Raw genomic sequence first — 18,686 nt, forward strand, 5'->3', positions numbered from 1 at the left:
CGGCATCCACGGCTAAGGCCGATGGGTGCCGTACGGTTTAATTTCCAGACTCTCGCTCGCGCACACGGCTGGGCAGCAATTCGCCATGTCGAGCCAGCAAGGGATAGGCCGCGGCGCCGACCAGATGCGAGTTGATGCTTTTCATATCCCGCAGAATATCCAGGTAGAGCGCGCCAATTTCGGCGGCATCGGTCTGTCCGGATTTTATTTTCTCCAAAAGCGCTTCGGACTCCTGCGCTTCGAGTTTTCTGAACCGCGACTTTTCCCCTGCCAGTTCACGCGCCTGAGTGACGTCATCGTTGACGAACAGCGCAGCGGCTTCTCTCTGATTCGATATCAGGCGCGCTATCGTGTCGTCCAGTACCTGCCGTTGTTCGAGCGACAGGACCCAACCTAGTTTGCGCAGGCGGGCAATGTGACTGAGCACACCATGGTGGGTGACATCGGCGGCATGGCCGACGTTGCTGGCAAAGGCCAGAATATCGTCCAGCCGCCGGGTGTCCGTACGGGTCATGTCTTCGCGGTCGAGCATGGCCAGATAGGTCGTAATCGCCGCTTCTATTTTGTCGGTGGCATCGTCCAATTGACGTGCTTGCACGAGACGGTGGCGGTTATCGCGCTTGAAACCGGCGCGGGCATAGAGCAAGAGCGTTTGCAGCATGTCAGCCATGCGTAGCGCTTCGCGCGTGGCGTTTCCCAGGGCGACAGCGGGTACATCGTGCGCCGACTCATCAAGATACTTTGGGCGGGCCGGGTCATTCGGATCGACGCGCTTGGGTAGCCAGCGTGTCAATAGCGCCGCATACGGCGTCAGCAAGGGCAGGAAAACCAGCGCAATGGCGACATTGAATACCGTATGAAAATTGGCGACCATGCGCCCGTTGTCGCTCTCTATCATGCTCATCCAGTCGGGCAGCCAGGGCAGCAGCAGCAGGCCCAGTACGGCACCAACCACGCGAGTCAGTAAATTGCCTAGAGGCAATCGGCGTACAGCCGGGTCATCGCCGGTGACGCCTTCGAGCATGGGGTTGATCGATGTGCCCAGATTGGCGCCCAGTACCAGCGCGAGCGCCAGGGGCGGTGTGACTAACTCATGGTCTGCCAGCGACATGATCAGGATGATGATGGCAACGCTGGAGTGCGACGCCCAGGTCAGCGCCGCAGACAACAAGACGGCCGCTACAGGCTGGGTCGCCAAGGCATTTAATATCTGGCCGAGCAACGGAGCATGCTGGAGGGGGGCAAACAGTTCCATCAGTTGATGTAACGAGAGCAGCAACAACCCCAGCCCGATGAATACCCGGCCCAAGTCGCGCGTACGGCCGGGCGGATAGCGACGAAACATCCACACGCCCACCAGGATGAGCGCGGGCGCCAATGCCGTCAGATTGAACGACAGCACCTGGACAATCAGGGTCGTTCCGACGTTGGCGCCCAACATGGCCGCCAAAGCCGGAATCAGACCCACCAGGCCACCACCTGCAAAACCCGTGATCATCAGGCCCGTGGCCGTGCTGCTTTGCAGCGCGGCTGTGATACCCAGGCCCGTTGAAAAAGCTCGTAGCCGAGTACCGAGCGCACGTCCTAGTGCTGCGCCCAAAGCCGCACCGAACGCACGTTGCACGCCCGTTTGCACCATGTGCACTCCCCACAACAACAGGGCCACATAGCCTGCAAAATCGAGTAAGGGGATTAGTCCTGACATGGCGGATAGGGCGAGATCAACGGGCAATTCCTGTTCTAGGCTGGAAGCAAACGTGTCATATTTAATGATCGCACGGTAACGCCTCAAGGGGAAATCGCTACGGGAGGTTTCCCCCGTTTGGACCTCACCCGCGTATTATGTCTTTGAACGTCGCTGTAACTACTATTATTGAGGTGAACCGTGGCTGTTTCTGCTTTTGATCTTTTTAAAATCGGCATCGGGCCGTCCAGTTCCCATACGGTTGGTCCAATGCGGGCCGCCCTGTTGTTTGCGCAGGGCCTGGAACGAGATCAATTGCTGCCTCAGGTCGCGTCGGTGCGGGTTGAGTTATATGGGTCATTGGGGGCGACGGGCAAAGGCCACGGCACAGACAAGGGCGTCATGCTGGGTCTGATGGGCTACGCACCCGACGCCGTAGATCCGTCGGCCATCGCCGGGCTATTACAGGCCGTGCGCACTGGCAAATCGCTGGCGTTGCTGGGCCATTTTCCGGTGCCCTTTACCGAGCGCGAACACATCCTGTTTTATCGCCGCGAGGCCATGGCCGAGCACCCTAACGGGATGAAGTTTCACGCATTCGACGCGGAGGGAGAATCCTTGCGCGAATCGCGTTATCTCTCGGTAGGTGGTGGGTTTGTCGTGACCGCCGGGGCGTCCAATAGCCAGATCATTGCCGCGCACGATCAACTGCCCTTTGCCTTTCGTACCAGCCGCGAGCTGATGGCGATGTGTCAGGCGCAGTCTTGTACGGTGGCGCAACTCATGATGCACAACGAACGATTCTGGCGCAGTGAGGCAGACGTCAACGCCGCGCTTGATCGCATTTGGCAGGTCATGCAGGATTGCGTGAGCCGGGGCTGCGGGATCGACTACCCCGAGGCCGATGGGGACTTGCCGGGCCCGCTGAAAGTACGTCGCCGCGCGCCGGAGCTATACCGCAGCCTCACGCAGCGGGCCGAGCGTAGCCTGTCTGATCCCTTGTCCGTCATGGACTGGGTCAATTTGTACGCCATGGCGGTTAACGAAGAAAATGCAGCGGGCGGCCGTGTCGTAACGGCACCGACCAACGGAGCGGCGGGCATTATCCCGGCCGTATTGCATTACTACGATCGTTTCGTTCCGGGCGCCACTGCGCAGGGGGTACGCGATTTTCTACTGACGGCGGCGGCGATTGGTTTGCTCTACAAATACAACGCCTCGCTTTCTGGTGCCGAGGTCGGCTGTCAGGGCGAGGTCGGCGTTGCGTGTTCAATGGCCGCCGGGGCGTTGGCCGCCGTATTGGGCGGCTCCGTTGGGCAGGTCGAAAATGCTGCCGAGATTGGCATGGAGCACAATCTCGGGTTAACTTGCGACCCTGTGGGCGGCCTGGTGCAAATCCCCTGTATCGAGCGCAATGCCATGGCATCCGTCAAGGCCGTCAACGCCGCACGCATGGCCTTGCGCGGTAATGGGCAACATTACGTGTCGCTGGATTCGGTCATCAAGACCATGCGAGAGACCGGCGCGGATATGAAAACCAAATATAAAGAAACCGCTCGTGGCGGCTTGGCGGTAAATATCGTCGAATGCTAGGGGCGGGATCGGCAGCGTCGTAGTGGAACTGAAAAGCGGGGCACGGTTACTTACCGTGCGCTGTCAGAGTGATCTGGCGTCACCCCATCTTTTTCGTCTGTTTTCAATTCCATACGGAGCTTCATCATCATGATGCCGGCAGTTTCCTCTCGACCCCCCATTTTTTTCAACGAGATCACGCCGGGTGGCGACCTCGCCCACTCCACGAACTGGAAACCGGTGACGGCAGATGCGTTGCACGACGCCCTGTTCAAGGAAGACAAGGCGACACTTCGAGGTTGGATCACTCAAGGTCGAATTGACGAGGCCGCATTGACGGCACCGCATTCCCATAGCAAACAGCCGCTGTTGAGCTATCTCGCGAAGTACATCAAACCGGGAATCACTGAGGAAATCATCGAACTGATCAAAATGACGCCTGCAGCCATCATCGATGCGCGGGACGAAGACGGCAATACCGCTTTGCTTGTGGCCGTGAAGCAGTCCCAGAGCGAGCGCATTGTCGAGGCCCTGCTAGAGGCGGGCGCTGATGTCAATGCTGTCGATAGCAAAGGACGTTCGGTACTCGCGCATTGCGTTCGCACGGTTAATGCGTCGGAAAAGGTAGTGCTGCTGTGCAACAAAGGTGTGCACCTGAATGCGCAGGATAACAAAGGAATGACGGCGATGCATCATGCCGTCAAATATGAGAATTGCTGTGTCGTGGTGTCATTGATCGCGGCAGGTGCGAACAAGGATATTCAAGATAACCAGCATCGTACGCCGTTGGATATCGCCGAATCGCAATGTATGGACCCACACGACAAGGATCAGGACCTGATGATGATTGAGCTGCGAAAAAGCCAGGGATTTGCGTTGTCGCAGCTTGGCAATATGCTGGGTTCCTATGTGCCCGGTTATTTGTCGAACGCGTCGACCGCCATTTGGGGGAGCGTAGCGAATTCGATGTCGTACGCGCTGGCTATTTTCGAGACGCCGAGCGCGCCTGTCATGTCGGGTGCCGAAACCACGACGACTACAGTATCAGAAATCCAATAATCACCAGCGTAATCAGCGCGGCTTTGGTGAGCTTGTATACGGTGCGATTCCACGCCTTGAATTGTTTGCGTTTTTGGTCGATGACCCAATGGGCGTGGGTCAGTTTGTTGATCGCACCGGTTTTGTCGCCACCGTCATTCGGCGAGCTGGCGGCCGACATCACGACGCGCCCGAACCAGCGATTGAAGGCCTCGGCCCAGCGCCATTTCAAGGGGCGCTCGACGTCGCAAAACAAAATGATGCGGTTGGCGTCAGTCTTGTTATGGGCCTCGTGTACGTAGGTTTCATCAAACACCACGCTTTCGCCATCACGCCAACTGTAGGTTTCACCGTCCACGATGATGTGGCAGCCGTCATCATTGGGGGTGGCTAGGCCAAGGTGATAGCGCAGCGAGCCAGAAAACGGATCGCGGTGGCGGTTTAATTTGCTGCCAGGAGGCAGCTCGGCAAACATGGCCGCCTTGATGGTGGGCAGCCCTTTCAGAATACCGACCGTGCGCGGGCAGAGTTCCTCTGCCGACGGATGGCGAGCGTCATACCATTTCAGATAGAAACGCTTCCAGCCATTTTTGAAAAACGAATTAAAGCCGATGTCATCGTGCCGCTCGGCCGCCTTGATGCGGCGCAATTCGGCCATTTTTAGGGCCTCGTCGCGAATGACCTCCCAGTTGTCGTCCAATACCTGCAGCGCCGCAATTTCACGCGAGGGCAGGTAGGGCGTTGTCGGGACACGAGAGCACAACACCATAAAGGCATTGATCGGCGCCAGCAGTACAGAATGATCGAGCAGTTGGCGCGACAGGGACAGGCGCACACGGCCTCTGAAGTGTGCAAACAATATCGACGCCAGCCATATACCAAGAATCAGCCACTTCATAACGCAAACCCGGCCCCGGAGTGAGCCGTATCAGGAAAGGCCCTATTTTCTCATATCTGGTTGAAATAGGAGGGCGACCAAAATGCGCGCGCCGCGCCGGCAGCTGACTAGGTACAATTCCGAGCATGTCTGAAGCCGTTCTCTCCAAGCCTGCCTTTGTCCATTTGCGTGTCCATTCCGAGTTTTCGGTGGTGGACGGCATCGTACGTATTCCTGATCTGATCAAACGCGTCGCCAAGCTGGGTCAACCTGCTGTGGCGCTGACAGATTTGTCCAATATTTTTGGCCTGATCAAGTTTTACAAGGGCGCGCGAGCGGCCGGGGTCAAGCCTATCGCCGGCTGCGATGTCTGGCTGACCAACGACGAAGATCCCGACAAGCCGTTTCGCTTGTTGTTGTTGGTGCGCAACCAAAAAGGCTACCTCAACCTGTGCGAGTTGCTGACCCAGTCGTTCCTGACGAATCAGGGTAAGGGCCGCCCGGAAGTTCGACGCGAATGGTTACATAATCGCGAAGGGCTGATCGTGCTCTCGGGGGGGCGTAGCGGGGATATCGGCCATGCGCTGGATGCCGGCAATGCCGTGAATGCGCTGTCATTGGCGCGTCAGTGGGCGCAATTGTTTCCGGGCGCGTTCTATGTCGAATTGCAGCGCAGCGGCGCCGACGGCGACGAGGCTTATACGCAGGCAGCCATGCGCCTAGCCGCGGAACTGGGGTTGCCGGTGGTGGCGACGCACCCGGTGCAGTTCCTGGATGCCGCCGAGTTTCAGGCCCACGAGGCACGGGTATGCATTTCCCAAGGCGAAATCCTGGCGGATCCGCGCAGGGTGCGCCGTTTTACCCAGGATCAATACCTGCTCAGCACCGAGGAAATGGCCCGACGTTTTGCCGACGTGCCATCGGCGCTGGCCAATACTGTCGAGATCGCCAAGCGGTGCAACCTGACACTGGTGCTGGGTAAACCACGACTACCTATTTTCCCCACACCAGACGGCGTGTCGCTGGACGACTATCTCGTCCAGCTATCCGAAGAAGGGCTGGAAAAACGCCTGGCATTCCTGTTTCCCGAGCAGGCCGTCCGTGACGCCAAGCGCGATCAGTATTACGAGCGCCTGCGTTGGGAATGCAACACCATCATTCAGATGGGTTTCCCCGGTTACTTTTTGATCGTTCAGGACTTTATTAACTGGGGCAAGCAAAACGGCGTTCCCGTCGGTCCGGGCCGGGGTTCGGGGGCGGGCTCGCTGGTGGCCTATGCCCTGGGTATTACCGATCTCGACCCGATCCGTTACGACTTGTTGTTCGAGCGTTTCCTGAATCCCGAGCGGGTTTCCATGCCCGACTTCGATATCGATTTTTGCCAGGACAACCGCGAACGCGTCATCGATTACGTCAAGATGAAGTACGGTCGCGATGCCGTCAGCCAGATTGCCACGTTCGGCACACTGGGTGCGAAGGCCGTGGTGCGCGATGCGGGCCGGGTGCTGGACATGCCCTACCTGTTCTGCGATGGTCTGTCTAAACTGATCCCGTTTAATCCGGCCGACCCGTGGTCGCTTGATCGCACCTTGAAAGACGAGCCTGCTTTCAAAGAGCGCTACGAACAAGAGGAAGACGTTCGCGGGTTGGTCGACCTGGCACGTCCTCTCGAAGGGCTGACGCGCAACATCGGGATGCACGCCGGCGGCGTGCTGATCGCGCCGGGCAAGCTCACGGATTTTTGCCCGCTGTACTGCCAGCCGGGTCAGGAAAACAGCGCCGTATCACAGTTCGATAAAGACGACGTCGAGGCCGCCGGGCTGGTCAAGTTCGACTTTCTGGGGCTACGCAACCTGACGATTCTGGACTGGGCTGTGCGCTATGTGCGCCAGTTCAATGAGTCTCAACGCGACTTCGACATCATGGCCCTGGAGCTCGACGACCTGGCTGCCTACAAGGTGCTGTGCGACGCCAACACGACCGCCGTGTTCCAGCTGGAATCGCGGGGTATGAAAGAGCTGTTGAAAAAGCTCAAACCCAGCAACTTCGAAGACATCATCGCTATGTTGGCCCTGTACCGGCCGGGCCCGCTAGAGTCCGGCATGGTGGATGACTTCGTCAACCGCAAGCACGGGCGCGCCTCGGTCGATTACTTCCATCCTGATCTCGAGGGTACGCTCAAGAGCACCTACGGCGTCATCGTCTACCAAGAACAGGTGATGTTGATCTCGCAGATCATCGGTGGCTATTCGCTGGGCGGTGCAGACTTGCTGCGCCGGGCCATGGGTAAGAAAAAGCCCGAAGAAATGGCCAAGCACCGCGAGTTGTTTGAAAAGGGTGCCAAGGAAAAAGGCCACGATCCCGATCTGGCGGTCAAGCTTTTCGACTTGATGGAAAAATTCGCGGGCTATGGCTTTAACAAGTCGCACTCGGCCGCGTATGCGCTGATTGCCTATCAGACGGCTTGGCTCAAGGCCTACCATCCGACCGAATTCTTGGCGGCGACGATGTCGGCGGATATGGATGATACTGACAAGGTTCAGATCTTCTGCCGCGATGCACAAGACAATGGTGTCGTGGTGTTGCCCCCCGATGTGAATGCGTCGGGCTATCGTTTTGCGCCCGTCGAGGACGAGTACACCCGACAAGGCAAGCCGCCGCGCACGATGCGCTACGGCCTGGGGGCCGTCAAGGGTACCGGTCAGGGCGCGGTCGAAGAGATCCTGCGTGTTCGTCAGGCAGACGGGCCTTTCGCGAATCTGTTCGATTTTTGCCGGCGCGTGAACAAGCACTCGGTCAATCGCCGTACGATTGAGGCCCTGATCCGGGCGGGCGCTTTTGACACCATCGAGCCCAACCGAGCCGCGATGCTGGCATCGGTCAGCACCGCGATGGAGGCCGCCGAACAAGCCGCCCGCAGCGCGAACCAGTCCTCGTTGTTTGGCGACGACAGTAGCGAGGTCGTTGCGGGCGAGCTCAGCAAAGTCGCTCCCTGGAACTTGCACGCCAAGCTCACCCAGGAAAAAGCAGCGTTAGGCTATTACTTCAGTGGCCACTTGTTTGATTACTGGCGCGACGAAGTTCGTCGTATCGTGCCGACGCAGCTCGCACGCATCGAGCCGCAGCGCGACCTGCAATGGATGTGTGGCGTATTGGCTGGTGTACGCACCATGATGACGCGCCGCGGAAAAATGGTTTTTGCGGTGCTGGACGATGGCACCGCGCAACTGGAAATTTCCGTTTTCAGCGAGCTATATGAAAAGCATCGATCCCGCCTGCGCGAAGACCAACTGATCATTGTTCAGGGCAAGGTCAGCAACGACGAATACTCGGGCGGTATGCGTATCGTGGCCGAAGAGCTTTACGATTTGCAGCTGGCCCGCGAGGCACGCGCCAAATCGTTGCGCATCAAGCTCAATGGTCAGGCTGATGCCAAACGTCTGCATCAGATGCTGAATCCGTTTCGTGCCGAACCTGAAAACGGCGTTCCTGGCGTGCCGGTCGATATTGTCTATGAACGCGATAATTTCCTATGCACAGTACGGTTGGGCGAAGGCTGGCGAGTGCGCATGGCCGATACGCTACTCGATAACCTGACTGCCTGGGCCAATCCTGATGGTGTCGAGGTGACTTACTAATGCAGCCGCTACGCATACTCCATTCCGAGGCCGCCGTTGCGTTCGGTGGCCAAGAGCACCGCATCTACAAAGAGATGCATGCTATGCGTGCGCGTGGTCATCACATCGAGGCCGTTTGCCAACCGCAGGCCCAGCTAGTACCGCGCTTGCGCGAGGCGGGCTTTACTGTACACACAGTTCCGATGGGGGGCTTGCCCAAATATCTCAAAGGGGTCGTCGCCGTTCGTCGTATCCTGCGCGAGGGCAATTACGATGTGGTCAATACCCACAGCCGCATTGATACCCTGATCGCCGGCACCGCCGGCAGGTTAGCGGGTACGCCGCTGATTGTGCGCACGCGCCATCTGGCGAGTAAAGTCGGCTCAATGCTGTCGTATACGTGGTTGCCGCATCGCGTGACTACGGTCAGCGATTACGTGCGCCGTTATCTGATCAGCCGCGGCGTGCCGGCCGAGCATACGGCGACACTGTATTCCCCCGTGGTTCTACCGTCGCCCGTCGAGCACTCCACACTGCGTGCCGAGTTGGGGCTGGCCGATGACGATATCGTGGTGGGTTGTGTGGCAGTGATGCGCGCCGCCAAAGGCCACAAGAATCTCGTTGATGCCATTCGCCCTCTGATGCAGACACGTCCCAATCTGCACATGGTATTCGTGGGCTCGGGCTCTCCCACCTTCGAAAATACCCAGGCCTATATCCAGGAGGTCGGTCTGCAAGACCGCATTCACCTGATGGGGACGCGGCGCGATGTTCCGAATTTGCTGGCCGGGTTTGATCTCTTTGCACTGGCCACCGAGCAAGAGGCTTCCGGCACGGTGTTTGTCGAGGCCGAGGCTGCCGGCTTGCCCGTGATCGGCACTGACGTGGGGGGCGTGTCCGAGATGATGCGCGATGGCGTCACCGGCATTTTGGTGCCCGTGCATGATCAACCTGCTTTACAGGCCGCGCTGGAGCGCCTGATCGACGATCCGGCATTACGCCAAAAAATGGGTGAGGCCGGTCGCAGTATGGTGTGGGACGAGGGTGTATTTTCCCCCGCCCGTCTGGCGGAAAATACCGAGGCGGTGTACCGCAAATGGTTGGCCGAACGCCGCGCATCATGAACGCACCTGCGAGCCAAGATTCCATGTCCAACGCGCCCAATATTCCGGTTTTGATGTACCACCATGTGACTCCGGGAGGCGGCATGATCGCCGTGACGCCCGAGGTCTTCGAGCAGCAAATTGCTGGCCTGGCCCGTGCGGGATATACCTCGCTGGGGACTGAACAGTTCGCTCATTATCTGGCTGGTGGTGACGTTCCAGAAAAGTCCGTATTGATCACTTTCGACGATGGTTACCTGAACAACTGGACCTACGCGCATCCCGTGCTGCAGCGCTATGGGATGAAAGCCGTGCTGTTTCTGATTACCGGGTGGGTCGGACAGGGGGACGTACGCCCGCACGTGGGGCAGGGGCAACCCGTGCCCGCATCACCCGATCATCATGAAAGCAAGCGTTTGGTGGCGGCAGGGCGCACGGATGACGTCATCCTGCGATGGAGTGAGGTACAGGCAATGTTGGCGGCAGGTACCTTTGAGGTGCATTCCCACACGCATACGCATACCCGCTGGGACAAGGAATGCGGCCCCGATGTGGCGGCCAAGCGTGAGCATATCGCCCGCGAGCTGGCAGACTCTCGCGCCGCCCTCGTACGCGAGCTGGGAAGCGTGAGTGACCATCTGTGCTGGCCCCAAGGGTATTTTGACGCCGAATACGTACAAGCTGCACGCGATGCCGGCTTTCGGCACCTGTACACGACCGACGCGCTCGGACAAAACCTGCCCGATACCGACCCTGAGCATATCTATCGCTTTGCCGTGCGAAATTTGGGTGGTTCCTGGCTGAATCGTCGCATTTGGATGTCGCGTCATCCGGTGATCGGGCCGCGCTATCACGCCTGGAAAGCCTGGAAAAGGCGATTAAGGAATCGCGCATGACACTGTCGGTCATCATTATCACCAAGAACGAATCCGCGCATATCGTCGACTGCCTGAAGTCCGTGGCGTTTGCGGACGAGTTCATCGTGGTGGATTCCGGCAGCACCGATAACACCGTAGCGTTGGCACGCGAATTTGGTGCCAAGGTGGAGATCACCCCCGATTGGCCGGGCTTTGGACCTCAGAAAAATCGTGCTCTGGATCTGGCGACGGGCGACTGGGTATTGTCGATCGACGCTGACGAGCGCATCACGCCCGAGCTGGCCCAGGAAATCCAGGCGGTGCTCACAGCACCCAAAGCGGATGCTTACGAAATCGCGCGCCTCTCTGAATTTTGTGGCCGCTTTATTCGCCACAGCGGTTGGTGGCCAGATTACGTCTTGCGTTTGTTCAAACGAGGCACTGCGCGCTTTAACGATGTCGCGGTCCATGAACGCGTCGTGCCGCAGAGCCCAACGTTACGCCTGACGGGATATTTCGAGCATTACCCCTACGCCAATCTGGATGCCCTGATCAACAAAATCAATCGCTATTCCTCCGATGCCGCTGCGATGATGTATGCGCGAGGCAAACGGGCGACGGTCTTTAGCGCGTTGGGTCATGGGTGCTGGACCTTTGTGCGTATTTATTTGATCCGCCGGGGTTTTCTGGATGGACGCCATGGCTTGGTGCTGGCCGTGACGGCTGCCGCGGGTAGTTTCTTTCGCTATGCCAAACTCAGTTTCATGTCTAGTGCGCGCAAGTGAATATGCTTAAGTGAAGATCCTCTACACCAACTTTCATCCACGCAACGGCGGCGGCCACACCACTTACATCACGAGCCTGGTCAGGGCGCTGGCGAGCGAGCATCAGATCACCGTTGCTACGCCTGATACGAGCCGGCTGTTTCGCTACGCGGGTGCGATTCCGCGTGTACGTATAGTGGGCATGCATTTTTCGACCCGGCCATCATCGTGGTTTGGCGAGCGCGCGGCCCTGCGTCGTCTGGTCGTGCAAGAACGCTACGACATCATTCACGTTAATGGTTCGGCAGATCACAAACAGGTCATGCTCGCGTTGATCGGCCTGCGCATCCGCCCGAAGGTGGTGCTTACCAAGCACAATGATCATCCACTGGATACGTTCGGCCATCGGTTGCGGGCCTCGCTGGCGACCAACCAAGTGATTGCCGTCAGCGATTTTGTACGGGATATGCTGATGGCGTCATCCTACCGGCGTTTGCCCGTCACGACGATCCGGCATGGGATTGATACGGATTATTTTGCACCCGTGCCGGCACCGACACTCGACGCGTTGCGCGACCGCTATTTCGGTTCGGGTTGGCGTGGCTGTGTACTGTTGGGCAGTGCAGGAGGCACCGATTACGACAAAGGTTGGCTGGATCTCGTCGATGCGGCCGGCAGCTTGCCGGCGGAGCTGCGAAAACGTATTTTAATCCTGGTGGCGGGCGATCCTCCCAGTGCCGAGAAATTGGCGCGTGTTCGGGCCGCTGGAATGCAGGACCAGGTCATGTTTCCCGGACTGCTGGACGACGTGCGCGATGCCCTGGCCTGTTGCCACGTCGGGTTCGTATTGTCCTATCGAGAGGCCCTGTCCTATGCCTGTCGCGAAGTCATGGCCTTGGGATTGCCCGCGCTGGTCAGCAACGCGGGCGGGCTGCCCGAGAACGTGCGCGACGGTCACGACGGCTGGATTGTGCCGGTGCGCGATGTGGGCGCCATGGCGCAGGTACTGCGCACGATCCTGCAGGATCCCGATCGCGTGTCCGCGATGGGGGCGGCAGCCCGTCGCAGTGCCATCGATCATTTTAGATTGACAGAATTTGCCCGGGCGACGGTGGATGTTTACCGACAAGCCCTGGCGGCCTGAATTCTCGCCGGGGCAGGCATCCAGCCGATAACAGGCCCATCTCAGATCCACCTCGGATCTCTCTGCGCCCTGCCTCAGGCAGTAGGGGCAGTTGCAATTTCCAATTCGGTTAACCAGACAATCGCCTGGTGACGATCCTGTCCGCACATGTCGATTTGTGGTTGCAGGCCCCCGCAAAAATCAGGCCGTGACCGTTGTCCAAAAATCGCACAACGCATATCCGGCATCAATTGCACACAAGGAATGCCCGCGGGTTTGCCGTGCGGCATTCCCGGGATCGGACGGGTGATTGACGGGGCAATGCAACACGCCCCGCATCCCGGACGGCATGCCAAGGCAGCGGGCTCAGACATCGTGGCGCATCCTCTGGCTACACCCAACCGCGCAGCCAATACAGCAGCAGGCCCGCATATTCTTTAATGATGGACCGGCTGGCCTCCAGCGTCCGCAGGTGAGGCAGCCAGGCGGCCACAGATCCATCTGGCGGCAGGAAGATTTGCGGCGGCGTCGAGGCGGGAATAGCCGAGACCCCTTGTTTTGAAAATGCTGCCATAGCGCGCGGCATGTGTAGAGCCGATGTGACCAGCAACACTTGTTTGAACCCCTGTTTTTTCAGGGCTTCTTCCGTTTCGGTAGCGTTCTCGTAGGTGGTGCGACTGGAGTTTTCCAGTAGCAACGCCTCTTCGGGGACGCCGTGTTGTTTCATCACGTGTGCCATGCCTCGGGCTTCGCTGACATCACCCTCCAGGGCGCCGCCCGACAGCACCACCTTGGGGGCACGCCCGGCTTGGTACAGATTGATGGCGGTATCAACACGTACGATCGCTGTTTCCTTATCGTAGGGCAGGAACCAGTTCGCCCTGCCATTGGCCGTGTTGCCCCCTAGCACCACAATCGCATCCGCCATGGGGACCTGCGCGGGCGGCAGGTGGGGGTAGCGTGCCTCGAGCGAGCCGCCTAACCATAACGACGTGATCGGTAGCGACCAGGCTAGCAACCAGGCCAACCCAAAGGCAGCCACGGCTGTGCCTGTGCGGCGCAGACGAATTAGCCCCAGCACCAACCCCAGTACGACCAGGGTCAGGCAGAGATTTTGCGGAATGACCAAGTTGGCCAGGTAGCTCGTAAAAGTCATGTAAACAATCCGATCATACTGAGGGCAGCAGGCTGCAGGCTTTGCGTTCGACTACGTTGGCAGCAGGCCAGTTCCCGTCCGAGCCAACACAAACGGCATGGGCCGACCACGGTCCCGTGCGGTTGGGGTCCGTGACCCCGAACAGCGTCAGTTGCCTCGCATTGGCCGCCGCTGCGACGTGTGATACCCCGGAATCATTGCATACCACCAGCGCGGCGCGGGCCGTCAGTGCGGCGAATGCGCCCAAAGAAACCGCCGGCAATAGCCGGGCTGTCGGGGCATTACGCCGGGCTTCGTCGATTTCAGCAGGAGGAGGGCACATTACCACGGTATAGCCGCGTGATTGTAATGAGCGGGTCAACACATCAAAACCTGGCCAGACCTTGACTTTTCCCTTGTGCAGGCCCGTTGCCGTCGGGGCAATCAGTACAAAAACCTGATTGGCCAAGCCTGACTCCCGCAGCAGATTATCTGCCGCGGCGTAGTGAGCCGGCGTCATCGGCAGATTCAGGGCTGGGCCGGGTTGTTCGGGGTCGGCTGGCAAACCCCAGCGTTGCAGGGCGCTACGCGTCAGGTAGTACCATGACTGCACGGCATGCAGTCTTTCGGCAGGCTTGGCAATGGGCCAGCGCAGCAGCAGACTGCGGCCATCGTCGCGATAACCCGCACTGGGCACGCCCGCCAGTCGAAAGACCGCGGCGCTGGACAGCGAGTCGGGCAAGGCCAGTCCCCGCACGTGGGCGGCGTTCATGCCCCAGGTCCGCCGATGCTCGCGCACCGTCCGGCGGTCGTCCTGCACGCGACCTCGCATGGGAATGAAATCGTGCTTGGCGACCCCCTCCAGCAGGTCGCGCGCCCAGGGGCGCGCACAAACCACCAGGGGAAAACCGGTGCTTCCCAGCAATGACAGGCTAGGCAGGCTCATGCAAACGTCGCCCACCCAATTGGGCAGGCGGACATATAGACAGGAAATCTCGGATGAGGGCAAACTGCAGTTCCTTGGACAGTCGAACGGTACAATCCCGGGCACAATTGTATTAAAGCGAGTCTCCCCTTGAATTCTGACGCACGTCACGCACCTGCGGGCTCCCACCCGGTCAAGACCGAGCTCTGGAAACGCGTATATAGCCGCGTGGGTTCCTATTGGAAAGGCCTGTTGCTGGCTATCCTGCTCATGGCAGGTGCTGCTGCGACGCAACCGACACTTGCCCTTATTATGAAGCCGTTGCTGGACGACGGTTTCAACGGCACTAAACCTTACTACGTATGGGCGATCCCGCTTGCCGTTATCGGGCTGATCCTGATGCGCGGGATATTCAACTTTTTTAGTGAGTATTTGTTGGCCTGGGTGGCCAACAATGTTCTGCTTGGCATCCGCCGGGACATGTTCGAACGCTTGCTCGGACTACCCGACGCGGATTTCAAGCGCGGCGATACGGGCCGCTTGCTGAACCGTTTCACCATCGACGCGGGGCATGTAACAGGTTACGCGACCGACGTCATCACGGTACTTGTGCGCGAAACACTGGTAGTCATCGCGCTGATCGGCGTGTTGCTGTACATGTCCTGGATGTTGACGCTGATCATCCTGGTCATGCTGCCCATATCAACCTTGATTGCCCGCGTGTTCATTCGACGCCTGCGCAGCATCAACCGTGAAACGGTCAACATGAATGCCGAGCTGACCCGTGTGGCCAGCGAGGGCATCAACGGCCAACGTGTCATCAAATTGTTCGATGGCTACGAGGCCGAGCGAGGTCGTTTTTCCTTCGTCAACGCCCGCTTGCGGCGTTTCGCCATGCGCACTGCCACGGCGGATGCCGCTATGACGCCGCTAACCCAGTTCTGCATTGCGGTCTCGGTGGGGTGCATCATTGCGGTAGCACTTGGCCAAGCCAACAATGGCACACTTACTGTTGGTAGCTTCGCGTCCTTTATGGCCGCGTTGGCCCAGATTTTTGACCCCATCAAGCGCCTGACCAATCTGGCCGGCAAAATGCAGAAAATGCTGGTGGCGGCCGAAAGCGTCTTTACCCTGATTGACCAGGAACCTGAAATCGACGCGGGCACGCGGACGCTGCCCGAGCCCGTGCGGGGCAAAGTAGAGTTCCGCCAGGTTTCGCATCGTTTCCCGGACGCGGATAGCGACACACTCAGCAATGTTTCGTTCATGATTGAACCGGGCCAGACCATCGCCCTCGTGGGGCGTTCCGGCAGTGGCAAGACGACGTTGGCAAACATGTTGCCGCGCTTTGTCCTGCCTGGTGACGGCAGCATTTTGCTTGATGACGTGCCGATTAACGAGCTGACCCTGCGTAGCCTGCGTTCGCACCTCTCGTTGGTCAGCCAGGACGTCGTGCTGTTTGACGACACTATCGCGGCGAACGTTGGCTATGGCTCGCTGGGCCAGGCTAGTGAGGAACAGATCCGGGAGGCCCTGGCGTCGGCCAACCTGCTCGAATTCGTGGACGGCCTGCCACAGGGCATGTATAGCCAGGTGGGCGAAAATGCCGCCCGTCTGTCTGGTGGGCAGCGTCAACGCTTGGCCATTGCGCGCGCACTGATCAAAAACGCGCCCGTCCTGATCCTGGACGAAGCCACCTCCGCGCTCGACAACGAGTCCGAGCGTCAGGTGCAAGCGTCGCTCGAGCGCCTGATGCGTGGCCGTACCACGATGGTCATCGCCCATCGCCTGTCGACCGTGCAGAACGCGGATCGCATTGTGGTGCTTGATGCCGGCCAGATCGTCGAGCAGGGCGCCCACGCGGAGTTGCTGGCGGCCCAAGGGCTTTACGCGTCGCTATACAACATGCAATTCCGCAACGACTGATTTTCGGGCATGGCCGGCAGTGGGGCTGGGGTGTCCCTGCACGTGGATAGGCGTCGCGGCGATTCCCTCCCTGCTGCGCCTGCAGGGGAGGCCCCTCGCTCGCGGGTAGGCGTGTTATTGGATACGAAGACGCAGTGAGAAGCCAGGCGATCCCCCCGTCCGAGGGTAGGCGACCAAAGTCCTCAAGTCAGAATAATGTCGTATTGCTCTTGAGAATAAGCCGTTTCCACTTCCAGCGAGACGGGCTTGCCTACAAAATCCCCTAGCATGGCCAGATGCTGGCTTTCTTCTTCCAGGAATAGATCGACGACGTCCTGCGAGGCCAAAATGCGGAATTCCCGCGGATTGAATTGACGGGCCTCGCGCAAAATCTCGCGCAGGATCTCATAGCAGACAGTACGTGCCGTGCGAACGTTACCTCGCGATTCGCACATAGGGCAGGGCTCGCAGAGCTGATGCGCTAACGAGTCTCGCGTACGCTTGCGGGTCATTTCGACCAATCCTAACTGTGTGAACCCATTGACCGTCATGCGCGTGCGATCACGCGCAAGCGCCTTTTTCAGCTCGGCCAGCACCGTGTCGCGGTGTTCCAGGTCCTCCATATCGATAAAGTCCAGGATCACAATGCCGCCCAAATTACGCAGCCGTAGCTGCCGCGCAATGGCCTGAGCGGCTTCCAGGTTGGTTTTGAAAATGGTGTCGTCAAAATTTCGGCCACCTACGAACCCGCCGGTGTTGACGTCGACCGTCGTCAACGCCTCCGTCTGGTCGATAATCAGGTAACCCCCGGACTTCAGATCGACCCGACGTGACAGGGCGCGTGCAATCTCCTCGTCCACGTTCGCGGTATCGAATAGCGGCCGATCGCCGCTATAGTGCTGAATACGATCAGCGACGGATGGCGTATAGATTCGCGCCCACTCAGTGAGCGTCGTGGTGGTGGTGCGCGAATCCACCTGTATGACGCCGGTGTTGGGGCTCACCATATCGCGCAGCACACGTTGTTCCAGCGTCAGGTCATGATGCAGCAGCGTCGGGGCAGGTTGACTACGCGCAGCGGTCTGTACGCTGCTCCAGAGCTTGCGCAGATACTCCATATCCGCGGTCAACTCTTCGTCACTGGCGCCTTCCGCCTGCGTTCGCACAATCAGGCCGCCTTTTTCTTCCGCCGGAATCAGCGCCTGCAGGCGCTCCCGCAACTGAATGCGCTCGGATTCGGAGTCGATTTTTTGCGAGATTCCGATATGGGGATCATGCGGCAAATACACGAGCATGCGCCCGGCGATACTGATCTGTGTCGACAGACGAGCGCCTTTCGTCCCTAAAGGGTCTTTGATGACCTGCACCATCAGGGTCTGACCCTCAAATAACAGCTTTTCGATAGGCGTCGGGGTCAGCCCCTGACTACGCTCGCTGCGATTCTCGCGCAGATCCGCAATATGGATAAAGGCCGCGCGTTCCAGGCCCACGTCGATAAAAGCACTCTGCATACCTGGCAATACGCGTACCACGCGGCCCAGATAAATGTTTCCCACGTGGCCGCGCTGAATGCTGCGCTCGACGTGTAGCTCCTGTACTGCGCCCTGTTCCACCAAGGCGACCCGCGTTTCAAAAGGGGTGATATTGATCAGGATATCTTCGCTCATAGCTCAGCAGTGACGTTTCATGGATTCAACTTGCATAGTAAACGGTGACGGACGGCTTTCGAGCGAATCTCTAATAGCGCAAACCCCATATAGAAGGGGGCCGTGGCCACCACCTGCGCTAGGCCCCGCGCAATGGCGGGTTACGTATAGCGAGCAGAGGGCCGCGAAGAAAGGACCTCGAAAACAAGGGGAAGAAAAGGAGGAAATAGTGAAAACAGATCCAAAATCTGATGCGTCTCCAGTTTATTTTCAAGATTTGCGGGCCGATTTGCCACCGCCCCAAAAAATCGGGTATAGTCTCGCTCCTTCGCTGCTGGAACACGAGTGTTCAGGCGGCGGGGCCGGAGTAGGGGATGCACAAGACCGGCGGTGATGATTGTTAGGATCTCACTGCGCAGGCGATAAAAAGTGTGTTAATA

The 18,686-nt window shown here is 58.9% G+C and carries 14 protein-coding genes; 8 read left to right on the forward strand and 6 right to left on the reverse strand.

Annotated elements, in window-relative coordinates; translation table 11 throughout:
• Positions 1-37 precede the first annotated feature (37 nt).
• Positions 38-1,705, reverse strand: a complete 1,668-nt coding sequence (locus ACYVDM_RS17170; protein WP_415793152.1) for a Na/Pi cotransporter family protein — start codon at positions 1,703-1,705, stop codon at positions 38-40.
• 180 nt (positions 1,706-1,885) lie between these two features.
• On the opposite strand from ACYVDM_RS17170, the gene ACYVDM_RS17175 reads away from it, so the two are divergent.
• A complete protein-coding gene (locus ACYVDM_RS17175) occupies positions 1,886-3,277 on the forward strand; it encodes an L-serine ammonia-lyase (protein WP_415793151.1) in 1,392 nt (463 codons plus the stop codon).
• A gap of 129 nt (positions 3,278-3,406) precedes the next feature.
• Positions 3,407-4,315, forward strand: a complete 909-nt coding sequence (locus ACYVDM_RS17180; RefSeq protein WP_415793150.1) for an ankyrin repeat domain-containing protein — start codon at positions 3,407-3,409, stop codon at positions 4,313-4,315.
• On the opposite strand, the gene lpxO is transcribed toward ACYVDM_RS17180, so the two are convergent.
• A complete protein-coding gene (gene lpxO, locus ACYVDM_RS17185; protein WP_415793149.1) occupies positions 4,293-5,192 on the reverse strand; it encodes a lipid A hydroxylase LpxO in 900 nt (299 codons plus the stop codon). The genes ACYVDM_RS17180 and lpxO overlap by 23 nt on opposite strands.
• Before the next feature lie 125 nt (positions 5,193-5,317).
• On the opposite strand from lpxO, the gene dnaE reads away from it, so the two are divergent.
• Genes dnaE through ACYVDM_RS17210 form a run of 5 tightly spaced genes read left to right on the forward strand, consistent with a single transcriptional unit; the run spans position 5,318 to position 12,656 of the window.
• Positions 5,318-8,809 (forward strand): DNA polymerase III subunit alpha, encoded by a 3,492-nt coding sequence (gene dnaE, locus ACYVDM_RS17190; RefSeq protein ID WP_415793147.1) that lies wholly within the window; start codon positions 5,318-5,320, stop codon positions 8,807-8,809.
• Positions 8,809-9,912, forward strand: coding sequence for a glycosyltransferase family 4 protein (locus ACYVDM_RS17195; RefSeq protein WP_415793146.1), 1,104 nt, complete (start codon positions 8,809-8,811; stop codon positions 9,910-9,912). The genes dnaE and ACYVDM_RS17195 overlap by 1 nt, the downstream gene beginning before the upstream one ends.
• Before the next feature lie 23 nt (positions 9,913-9,935).
• Positions 9,936-10,787, forward strand: a complete 852-nt coding sequence (locus tag ACYVDM_RS17200) for a polysaccharide deacetylase family protein (protein ID WP_415793259.1) — start codon at positions 9,936-9,938, stop codon at positions 10,785-10,787.
• Complete coding sequence (locus tag ACYVDM_RS17205; RefSeq protein WP_415793145.1) at positions 10,784-11,533, forward strand: glycosyltransferase family 2 protein; 750 nt, start codon at positions 10,784-10,786, stop codon at positions 11,531-11,533. Before ACYVDM_RS17200 ends, ACYVDM_RS17205 begins: the two co-directional genes overlap by 4 nt.
• Positions 11,534-11,543: 10 nt before the next feature.
• Positions 11,544-12,656, forward strand: a complete 1,113-nt coding sequence (locus ACYVDM_RS17210) for a glycosyltransferase (RefSeq protein WP_415793144.1) — start codon at positions 11,544-11,546, stop codon at positions 12,654-12,656.
• A gap of 74 nt (positions 12,657-12,730) precedes the next feature.
• Here ACYVDM_RS17210 and ACYVDM_RS17215 read toward each other — a convergent pair whose 3' ends face one another.
• The 3 genes from ACYVDM_RS17215 to ACYVDM_RS17225 are packed head-to-tail and all read right to left on the reverse strand — an operon-like array spanning position 12,731 to position 14,716.
• Positions 12,731-13,009, reverse strand: a complete 279-nt coding sequence (locus ACYVDM_RS17215) for a YkgJ family cysteine cluster protein (protein WP_415793143.1) — start codon at positions 13,007-13,009, stop codon at positions 12,731-12,733.
• Between the two features lie 17 nt (positions 13,010-13,026).
• Positions 13,027-13,791, reverse strand: a complete 765-nt coding sequence (locus ACYVDM_RS17220) for a YdcF family protein (protein WP_415793142.1) — start codon at positions 13,789-13,791, stop codon at positions 13,027-13,029.
• A gap of 13 nt (positions 13,792-13,804) precedes the next feature.
• Complete coding sequence (locus ACYVDM_RS17225) at positions 13,805-14,716, reverse strand: glycosyltransferase family 9 protein (protein ID WP_415793141.1); 912 nt, start codon at positions 14,714-14,716, stop codon at positions 13,805-13,807.
• Positions 14,717-14,845: 129 nt separating this feature from the next.
• On the opposite strand from ACYVDM_RS17225, the gene msbA reads away from it, so the two are divergent.
• Positions 14,846-16,621 carry a lipid A export permease/ATP-binding protein MsbA gene (gene msbA / locus ACYVDM_RS17230; RefSeq protein WP_415793140.1) on the forward strand — a complete coding sequence of 592 codons (1,776 nt, stop codon included), beginning with the start codon at positions 14,846-14,848 and terminating at the stop codon, positions 16,619-16,621.
• A 182-nt stretch (positions 16,622-16,803) separates the two neighbouring features.
• On the opposite strand, the gene rng is transcribed toward msbA, so the two are convergent.
• Positions 16,804-18,267, reverse strand: a complete 1,464-nt coding sequence (rng, locus tag ACYVDM_RS17235) for a ribonuclease G (protein WP_415793139.1) — start codon at positions 18,265-18,267, stop codon at positions 16,804-16,806.
• Between the last annotated feature and the right edge of the window lie 419 nt (positions 18,268-18,686).

Source organism: Bordetella tumulicola, assembly GCF_054779135.1.

Bases quoted from the DNA above. Each gene is read 5' to 3' on its own strand.
- ACYVDM_RS17170 (WP_415793152.1), bottom strand. From the start codon at position 1,705: ATGTCAGGACTAATCCCCTTACTCGATTTTGCAGGCTATGTGGCCCTG.
- ACYVDM_RS17180 (WP_415793150.1), top strand. From the start codon at position 3,407: ATGATGCCGGCAGTTTCCTCTCGACCCCCCATTTTTTTCAACGAGATC.
- lpxO (WP_415793149.1), bottom strand. From the start codon at position 5,192: ATGAAGTGGCTGATTCTTGGTATATGGCTGGCGTCGATATTGTTTGCA.
- dnaE (WP_415793147.1), top strand. From the start codon at position 5,318: ATGTCTGAAGCCGTTCTCTCCAAGCCTGCCTTTGTCCATTTGCGTGTC.
- ACYVDM_RS17195 (WP_415793146.1), top strand. From the start codon at position 8,809: ATGCAGCCGCTACGCATACTCCATTCCGAGGCCGCCGTTGCGTTCGGT.
- ACYVDM_RS17200 (WP_415793259.1), top strand. From the start codon at position 9,936: ATGTCCAACGCGCCCAATATTCCGGTTTTGATGTACCACCATGTGACT.
- ACYVDM_RS17205 (WP_415793145.1), top strand. From the start codon at position 10,784: ATGACACTGTCGGTCATCATTATCACCAAGAACGAATCCGCGCATATC.
- ACYVDM_RS17215 (WP_415793143.1), bottom strand. From the start codon at position 13,009: ATGTCTGAGCCCGCTGCCTTGGCATGCCGTCCGGGATGCGGGGCGTGT.
- ACYVDM_RS17220 (WP_415793142.1), bottom strand. From the start codon at position 13,791: ATGACTTTTACGAGCTACCTGGCCAACTTGGTCATTCCGCAAAATCTC.
- ACYVDM_RS17225 (WP_415793141.1), bottom strand. From the start codon at position 14,716: ATGAGCCTGCCTAGCCTGTCATTGCTGGGAAGCACCGGTTTTCCCCTG.
- rng (WP_415793139.1), bottom strand. From the start codon at position 18,267: ATGAGCGAAGATATCCTGATCAATATCACCCCTTTTGAAACGCGGGTC.